Below are 6,462 nucleotides of genomic sequence, written 5' to 3'. Positions count from 1 at the left end.
TTCAACCTAATCTCATCGCGCTTTAGCCGGCGTCCGCCACGGCCCTGTCATAAGCCTCGATCGTCACCCTTGCCCTGACGGCAATTTCCGCGGCCGTCATGCCCGGCTTGTAGAGGCTGCTGCCGAGACCGAAGGCGCGAATGCCCGCCTTCACATACTCGGCGAAATTCTGGTCCGAGACGCCGCCGACCGCGGCGATCATCACATCCGGCGGCAGCACGGCGCGGATCGCGGTGATGCCGGCGGCACCGAGCACGCTGGCCGGAAAGAATTTCAGGCTCGACGCCCCCGCGCGCACGGCGAGCAGCGCTTCCGTCGGCGAGAACACGCCGGGCATCGTGATCATCGCGTGGTCCCGCGCACGCGCCAGCACCTCGACATCGACATTCGGCGACACCATGAGGCGGCCGCCGACGTCGTGCAGGCGATCGACGTCTGCTGCGGTCAGCACCGTGCCGGCGCCGATCAGAACATCGGCCGGCGCGCGCTTCGCCGCGATCTCGATCGAGCGGAACGGCTCGGGCGAGTTCAGCGGAATCTCGATCGCGGTCATGCCGGCGTCGAGCAGCGCGCTGACGACGCCCAGCACCTCGTCCGGCTTGACGCCGCGCAGGATCGCGACCAGCGGCCGCTTCATCGGCGGAAACGGAATACTCATGCGTTGATCCCTCACTTCTTCCAGATCGTCGCCGCCGCGCCGGCGAGGCCTCGGCGAACCGCCTCCTCCGCGTCCACGGCATCGAGCGGAATCGAAAGGGCTTCGAGCGCCATCTGATAGAGCCGCTGCAACCGGCCCGAGGCAATCAGCGTAACCGGCGCTCCCTGCTCCCGCTCCGCAAGGCCGGCCGCGAGCTCAACGCCGATCAGCGTGCCCGAGATCGTCTCGCGCGCGGCCTGTGCGCTGCCGCCGAACAGCAGCTGCCGCGACCGCACGCGAAACAGCAGATTGGCCGATAGCGCCGGAGCCGCGAATGCCGCCGCGACAGCCGCGCGGAACGCATCGCCATCAACCGCTTCCTCGGCGCCGACGACGGCATGCGACAGGATGGTGTCGCGCGCCACCGCGCTGAACAACTCTCCGGTCATGAAGGTCGCAAAGCGCTCGACCGTTCCGCCGCGGACCTTCACCCATTTGGAATGCGTTCCCGGCATGCAGACGAGAGCCTCGCCTGGCGCGTTCAAGCCGAGCGCACCCAGCAGCTGGGTCTCCTCGCCGCGCATGACGTCGGGCGCGGCGGCATCGCGCTGCGCGATCCCAGGCAGGATAAGGATCTCGCGCGCCTGCCCGCTGACCACGACGGCGCCGTTGAGGATGTCCGTCAGATGCGCCGGCGTATCGATATAGCCGGCCTCGACCCAGCCCTGCCGCGCGCCGGCCATGCCGCAGATCACGACCGGCAAATCGGCCGCCGCGCCCAGCGCATCGAGATGCGATTGTAGCACCGGCGCAAAGCCGGTCCTGGCGGCCGTGGTCATGCCTTCATCGCTGCGGCGCTCACCGAGCACCTTGCCACTGGCGCTCATCAGCCAGAGCCGGAAGCTGCTGGTGCCCCAGTCGACCGCGACATAGGAAAGCCCGCTCATCGCGCCCCGTTCCACGCTCTCAGTGTCCGGCGCGCCGACGGCGCCGCTGCCCAGACGCGATAAAGGCGATCATCGCGCCACGCAAGGCGGCCCGCTGACGTGACGCCACGAGGCCTCGCCGGCATCAGGTGCGCGGATCAATCACCGCGCGCCCTTCAGCGTGCAGGAGGTCGTGCAGGTGGTCACGTTGCCGCGGTCACATTTGATGCAGGCGTTGACGCACTGATCCATGACCTTGGGATTGTACTGACTGTAAAGATTGGCCGCACAGCTGTTGGTCGATCCCGTAACCTCCGGGTCGGACCAGCAACCGGACAGTAAAAATGCTGCGGCACTCAAAATGGCGACCTTGCGCATAAGGCCTCCTGCCACGCCGTATCCAAGTAACGTTGCAAGTAACCTTGATGGGTTAGGTTAAATTCCGGTTTCAATTGCGGCCTTATTCGGAAGCAGTATTGCTTATCCACCGGACATTTCCCCAAGGTCCGGGCCCACACCGGCAAGGCCGTCAGGCGACCCCGCCTGGCGGCTTTGTTGCCCAGCAATGCACAAGGAAACCAACAAGATGGCCCGAAAGCCGCGGTGGTCGTTCAAGGAGGACCGACGACTGATGGAACTGGCACGCTCCTCGAAGTCGCTGGAGGAGGTCGTGAAGGCGACCGGCCGCTCGCCGGAGCGGATCAAGAAGATGGCCATGCGCCTCGGCCTGTCGATCAAGCCGCGCGGTACCACCAAGAAATGACTTGAAATACGGCGCTAGAGTTCTGGCGGACAGTCGTCCTTCGCCCGCACCGGGATCGCCTTGACCTCGCCCTCCGGCTTGGCCTCAGCCTCGCGTTCCGCCTCGGTCCCCCGGGTGCAGGTGGTCAGCACGAAGGCAACCCGGCTGCATTGCCATTCCGGCCCGAGCGCCGCATTGGACACCGGCTCGGGCGACGCCAGCGTCAGGGATAGATACGCCACCAAAACGGCACCCGCCGCGCCTGCGGCAGCCAGCGCCGCGCCCTTTCCGGACCACAGCTTGGACATCATGGCCTTGGTTCCCGCCGATCTCCAGGAGTCGAGGCAGCCCGCCCGTCCGCGTGTGATCGGAATCACAACCGGGATCAAACAGTTCAGCCCGAGTCTTTGGGCTTGATGTGGGATCGATATTGCACTGCCGCAAGACGGCGTCAGCGCGCCGGCTCGATCACATTACAGTTGGTCCGGCCCGACATCAGGCAGTCCTGCATCTTGCTCGCCGCCGTCAGGTCATGCGCGAGCCAGAGGCCGACCGCGAGCATGACCGCTGCGACCAGCAGTCCGATCAGCGCGCCCCTTCTGCTGCCTCCGTCGTCGGATTCGCTCATGCGAGCTTCAGTTCCCGATTGCCACGGTCCGCATCATGACCCTTTGCACGGTTGCGTGCGATCAATTCTGCAACAGTCGCACAACGAAATGCACGGCCGCGGCGGTCGGCACCGCAATTCCGTTGCGAGCCAGGGGCGACTCGCGAAAAACTACTCGCTGAAGTGGAGCGCGTGTGCGGGGCGTGCCGATGAGCGAACAAGAAGCGACGACGTACGACTATCAGCGTTACAGGCAGTTGCTCTCGGAGGCTGTCGATGAGAGCAGCAGGCAGCGGCTGATCAGCCTGCTGATCGCCGAAAAGGCGCGCGACAGGCTGGAAGCCCAGCGCGCCTCGGACCGGAGCGCGATGACCGCCGAGACGGTCGCCAAGGTCCTGGGTAACGGACGACGCGAGCACCTCCAGCGCGGCTGAACTTTTCAACAGCCCTTGGTGACCAGCCACTCACCACGCGCCCGCGGAGCGCGAACGATGGCCGCTTGACGCTGGCTCATATCTCCCTTGCTCCACAGCCCTCCGTTCGCCACTGGCAATTTCGTCGCCATTCACTTATTGAAACGCCGAACCAACCCCATCCATCACCCGAACAGAAAGCAGCAAGGCTTCCTCTATGAGTGGCTTCAAGGAACCGGGTTTTGCCGACCGCCAGAAAGCGGCCCTGCAGGCGCGGCAAAACCTCCTCAACAAGTTTCGCGCCCAGCCGGGAGCCGACGATCCCGCTGTGAAGGCACGTGCCGAGGAGCGCGCGGCGATCGCCGACCGCCGCGCCAAGGCCAAGGAATCCCGTGAGGCCGAAAAGGCCGAGCAGAAGCGCCGCGAGGAAGAGGCCGCAGCCGCCGAGGCCGCGCGCATTGCGCGCGAGAAGGAAGAGGAAGCCGCCCGCGAGGAGGCGCTGCTCGCCGAGCAGAAGGCCAAGCGCGATGCCCGCTACGCGGCACGCAAGGAGCGCGGCAAGAAGAAGCGCTAAGGCGCAACCAGGCCCGCCAGAGCGGCGGGCCTGCGGACAGCGGGCGATGACGGCAGTCAGTTCTTCTTCATGCCGTCGTCTTTCTTCATCATCGCGCCGCCGTCCTTCTTCATGGCGTCGTCCTTCTTCATCATGCCACCGTCCTTCTTCATGGCATCCTTGGACATCGAGTCTTCCTTCTTCATCGCGTCATCCTTGCCCATCTTGTCCTGAGCGAAGGCGGCGGGCGCCAGCGCCAGGCTGAACGAGAGCAGCGCGGCGGAAAGGCCGAGGCGGGTCTTGGTGGTCATGGTGATGATCCCTTGTGTGGTCGAATGTGAGCGCGACGACTTGCCGCTCTCTACCCGACGCACTTGCGCCGGCCGTCGTTACCTCCAATAACAAATTCTTGAAGCGGCGCGGCGCGGTCCCCAACGGATGGTCGCGCGACGGTTGAATAGCCACGGGCCGGCGCGCGGCTGTGTGCGCCGCAGCAACGGCAAGGCTTGAACGTCAGGACTTGAACGTCAGGACTTGCAGCCGCGTATCGGCTCGCACTATCAGGGCGCCTCGAACTATCAGACTAGAGAATATTCACGCGAAGACCGGCTAAGCTAAAGCTCCGCGCCGGCCTAACAGCCACTCAAGAAGCTCTCAGGGGAGAACAATGCTCACACGCCGCCACGTCCTCGCTTCCGCCCTCGCCGCACCCGCCGTCCTGCGGATGGGCATCGGGACCGCGCATGCCGCGACCACGCTGAAGATCTCGCACCAGTTCCCCGGCGGCACCATCGACAAGGGCGACTTCCGCGACCGGCTGTGCAGGATGTTCGCGGCCGAGGTCGCCAAGCGCTCGGGCGGCGAGCTGACCGCCGAGGTCTACCCGAACTCGTCGCTGATCAAGACCAACGCGCAGTTCTCGGCGATGCGCAAGGGGGCGCTCGACCTCAGCCTGTATCCGATGCCCTATGCCGGCGGCGAATTGCCGGAGACCAATATCGGCCTGATGCCTGGCCTCGTCACCACCTACGATCAGGGCCTGCGCTGGAAAAAGGAGCCGGTCGGCAAGGCGCTGACCGACTTCCTCGCCGACAAGGGCATTCTGCTGATCTCCTGGGTCTGGCAGGCCGGCGGCGTCGCCAGCCGCTCCAAGGCGATCGTGGCGCCTGAAGATGCCAAGGGCCTCAAGGTGCGCGGCGGCTCGCGCGAGATGGACATGGTGCTGCAGACCGCCGGCGCCGCCGTGCTGTCGGTGCCGTCGAACGAGCTCTACGCCGCGATGCAGACCGGCGCCTGCGACGCCGGCATCACCTCCTCCACCAGCCTGATCTCGTTCCGCCTCGAGGAGGTCGCGAAATCGCTGACCTCGGGCGCCGGCGCCTCCTACTGGTTCATGCTGGAGCCGCTGATGATGTCGAAGGCGATCTTCGACAAGCTGCCGAAAAACCAGCAGGACATCATCCTCGCCGTCGGCACCGAGCTCGAGGCATTCGGCCGCAAGGGGGCGCAGGACGACGATACCGAAGTCGCCAAGGTCTACGAGAAGGCCGGCGCCAAGGTCAGCGCGCTCGATGCAACCATCGTCGGCAAATGGCGCGACATCGCGCGCGACACCGCGTGGAAGGACTATGGCGCCAAGACCGCCACCGCCGCCAACCTGCTGAAGCTCGCAAGCGACGTCGCCGCATGATGCATGGTCCGGTCACGGATCAGGCCGAAACCGCAAGCAGCGCCGCGGGCAACACGCCCGTGGCCTTGCTTGGGCGCGCGCTGTCGATCTGCAATAACATCATCGTGGTGTTCGCTTCGCTCGCCCTGGTCGCGGCCTGCGTGATCCTGAGCTACAGCGTGCTCGGCCGCGCCCTGTTCCACAGCCCGAACTACTGGCAGGACGAGGCGGCCGTCTTCCTCCTGGTCGGCGCCACCTTCATGACCTCGGCCTATGTGCAGAGCCAGCGCGGCCATGTCAGCATCGAGGCGTTCGTCGGGCTGCTCTCGGCGCGCGCCAACGCCATCAGGCTGTGGCTGGTCGATGTCGCGAGCTTCGCGTTCTGCGCCTTCTTCGCCTGGAAGTCCTGGACCCTGGCGCATGAAGCCTATGTCGACGGCCAGGTGTCCAACTCGATGTGGTCGCCGCCGCTCGCCATCCCCTACGTGCTGATGGCGTTGGGCATGACGCTGCTCTGCGTGCAGATCCTCCTGCAAATCATCATTCCGTTGACGGGTGGCGCGCGCCGATGACCGTGTTTGGTATTGGTATCTCCTACGGACTTGCCACCCTGTTTGCGATGTTCTCCGGCATGCCGATCGCGTTCGCGCTCGGTGCCGTCGCGGTCGTGTTCATGGCGATCTACATGCCGGCCGCCTCGCTCGATACGGTGACCCAGAACGTCTACGAGGAGATGGCCTCGATCACGCTGCTGTCGATCCCGCTGTTCATCCTGAAGGGCGCGGCGATCGGCAAATCGCGCGCCGGCCAGGATCTCTATTCGGCGCTGCACGCCTGGCTGCACCGCGTGCCCGGCGGCCTCGGCGTCGCCAATGTGTTCGCCTGCGCCCTGTTCGCGGCGATGGCCGGCTCCTC

General features: G+C 65.6%; 12 protein-coding genes. 6 read left to right on the top strand and 6 right to left on the bottom strand.

Going from position 1 to position 6,462, the window contains the following annotated elements:
• Positions 1-22: 22 nt before the first annotated feature.
• The 3 genes from AKL29_RS13645 to AKL29_RS13635 all read right to left on the bottom strand — a co-directional run bounded on the left by AKL29_RS13645 (position 23) and on the right by AKL29_RS13635 (position 1,941).
• Complete coding sequence (locus tag AKL29_RS13645; RefSeq protein WP_050384540.1) at positions 23-658, bottom strand: 2-dehydro-3-deoxy-6-phosphogalactonate aldolase; 636 nt, start codon at positions 656-658, stop codon at positions 23-25.
• Between the two features lie 11 nt (positions 659-669).
• Complete coding sequence (locus tag AKL29_RS13640; RefSeq protein WP_050384539.1) at positions 670-1,584, bottom strand: 2-dehydro-3-deoxygalactonokinase; 915 nt, start codon at positions 1,582-1,584, stop codon at positions 670-672.
• A 141-nt stretch (positions 1,585-1,725) separates the two neighbouring features.
• Positions 1,726-1,941 (bottom strand): hypothetical protein, encoded by a 216-nt coding sequence (locus AKL29_RS13635; RefSeq protein WP_026192800.1) that lies wholly within the window; start codon positions 1,939-1,941, stop codon positions 1,726-1,728.
• A 208-nt stretch (positions 1,942-2,149) separates the two neighbouring features.
• Between AKL29_RS13635 and AKL29_RS13630 the strand changes: the two genes are divergently transcribed.
• Positions 2,150-2,326 carry a hypothetical protein gene (locus tag AKL29_RS13630; protein ID WP_167350394.1) on the top strand — a complete coding sequence of 59 codons (177 nt, stop codon included), beginning with the start codon at positions 2,150-2,152 and terminating at the stop codon, positions 2,324-2,326.
• 14 nt (positions 2,327-2,340) lie between these two features.
• On the opposite strand, the gene AKL29_RS13625 is transcribed toward AKL29_RS13630, so the two are convergent.
• Positions 2,341-2,616: a hypothetical protein gene (locus AKL29_RS13625; RefSeq protein WP_050384538.1), complete on the bottom strand. Its 276-nt coding sequence runs from the start codon at positions 2,614-2,616 to the stop codon at positions 2,341-2,343.
• Positions 2,617-2,756: 140 nt separating this feature from the next.
• Positions 2,757-2,933, bottom strand: coding sequence for a hypothetical protein (locus AKL29_RS43315; RefSeq protein ID WP_162832424.1), 177 nt, complete (start codon positions 2,931-2,933; stop codon positions 2,757-2,759).
• Positions 2,934-3,121: 188 nt separating this feature from the next.
• On the opposite strand from AKL29_RS43315, the gene AKL29_RS13620 reads away from it, so the two are divergent.
• Entirely contained in the window at positions 3,122-3,346 is a 225-nt protein-coding gene (locus AKL29_RS13620) for a hypothetical protein (protein WP_028331884.1), read from the top strand.
• A gap of 196 nt (positions 3,347-3,542) precedes the next feature.
• Positions 3,543-3,899, top strand: coding sequence for a DUF6481 family protein (locus AKL29_RS13615; RefSeq protein WP_050384537.1), 357 nt, complete (start codon positions 3,543-3,545; stop codon positions 3,897-3,899).
• Positions 3,900-3,955: 56 nt separating this feature from the next.
• Here AKL29_RS13615 and AKL29_RS13610 read toward each other — a convergent pair whose 3' ends face one another.
• Positions 3,956-4,189 carry a pentapeptide MXKDX repeat protein gene (locus AKL29_RS13610; protein ID WP_092083897.1) on the bottom strand — a complete coding sequence of 78 codons (234 nt, stop codon included), beginning with the start codon at positions 4,187-4,189 and terminating at the stop codon, positions 3,956-3,958.
• Between the two features lie 356 nt (positions 4,190-4,545).
• On the opposite strand from AKL29_RS13610, the gene dctP reads away from it, so the two are divergent.
• The 3 genes from dctP to AKL29_RS44790 form a co-directional block, all read left to right on the top strand.
• The gene (gene dctP, locus AKL29_RS13605; protein WP_028334073.1) at positions 4,546-5,568 is read left to right on the top strand and encodes a TRAP transporter substrate-binding protein DctP; all 1,023 of its coding nucleotides are present in this window, start codon (positions 4,546-4,548) and stop codon (positions 5,566-5,568) included.
• Positions 5,565-6,119 carry a TRAP transporter small permease gene (locus AKL29_RS13600; RefSeq protein ID WP_028334072.1) on the top strand — a complete coding sequence of 185 codons (555 nt, stop codon included), beginning with the start codon at positions 5,565-5,567 and terminating at the stop codon, positions 6,117-6,119. Before dctP ends, AKL29_RS13600 begins: the two co-directional genes overlap by 4 nt.
• A partial coding sequence (locus AKL29_RS44790) for a TRAP transporter large permease subunit (RefSeq protein ID WP_244482016.1) occupies positions 6,116-6,462 on the top strand: 347 nt, incomplete at its 3' end. The genes AKL29_RS13600 and AKL29_RS44790, both read left to right, overlap by 4 nt.

Origin of the sequence: Bradyrhizobium pachyrhizi (assembly GCF_001189245.1) — a bacterium.
Classification (GTDB): domain Bacteria; phylum Pseudomonadota; class Alphaproteobacteria; order Rhizobiales; family Xanthobacteraceae; genus Bradyrhizobium; species Bradyrhizobium pachyrhizi.
The sequence above is the reverse complement of the archived record's forward strand: the minus strand, read 5'-3'. Positions and strand labels throughout refer to the sequence as shown.

Excerpts from the sequence above, each read along its gene's own strand:
- AKL29_RS13645 (WP_050384540.1), bottom strand. The coding sequence starts at position 658 with ATGAGTATTCCGTTTCCGCCGATGAAGCGGCCGCTGGTCGCGATCCTG.
- AKL29_RS13640 (WP_050384539.1), bottom strand. The coding sequence starts at position 1,584 with ATGAGCGGGCTTTCCTATGTCGCGGTCGACTGGGGCACCAGCAGCTTC.
- AKL29_RS13635 (WP_026192800.1), bottom strand. The coding sequence starts at position 1,941 with ATGCGCAAGGTCGCCATTTTGAGTGCCGCAGCATTTTTACTGTCCGGT.
- AKL29_RS13630 (WP_167350394.1), top strand. The coding sequence starts at position 2,150 with ATGGCCCGAAAGCCGCGGTGGTCGTTCAAGGAGGACCGACGACTGATG.
- AKL29_RS13625 (WP_050384538.1), bottom strand. The coding sequence starts at position 2,616 with ATGATGTCCAAGCTGTGGTCCGGAAAGGGCGCGGCGCTGGCTGCCGCA.
- AKL29_RS43315 (WP_162832424.1), bottom strand. The coding sequence starts at position 2,933 with ATGAGCGAATCCGACGACGGAGGCAGCAGAAGGGGCGCGCTGATCGGA.
- AKL29_RS13620 (WP_028331884.1), top strand. The coding sequence starts at position 3,122 with ATGAGCGAACAAGAAGCGACGACGTACGACTATCAGCGTTACAGGCAG.
- AKL29_RS13615 (WP_050384537.1), top strand. The coding sequence starts at position 3,543 with ATGAGTGGCTTCAAGGAACCGGGTTTTGCCGACCGCCAGAAAGCGGCC.
- AKL29_RS13610 (WP_092083897.1), bottom strand. The coding sequence starts at position 4,189 with ATGACCACCAAGACCCGCCTCGGCCTTTCCGCCGCGCTGCTCTCGTTC.
- dctP (WP_028334073.1), top strand. The coding sequence starts at position 4,546 with ATGCTCACACGCCGCCACGTCCTCGCTTCCGCCCTCGCCGCACCCGCC.
- AKL29_RS13600 (WP_028334072.1), top strand. The coding sequence starts at position 5,565 with ATGATGCATGGTCCGGTCACGGATCAGGCCGAAACCGCAAGCAGCGCC.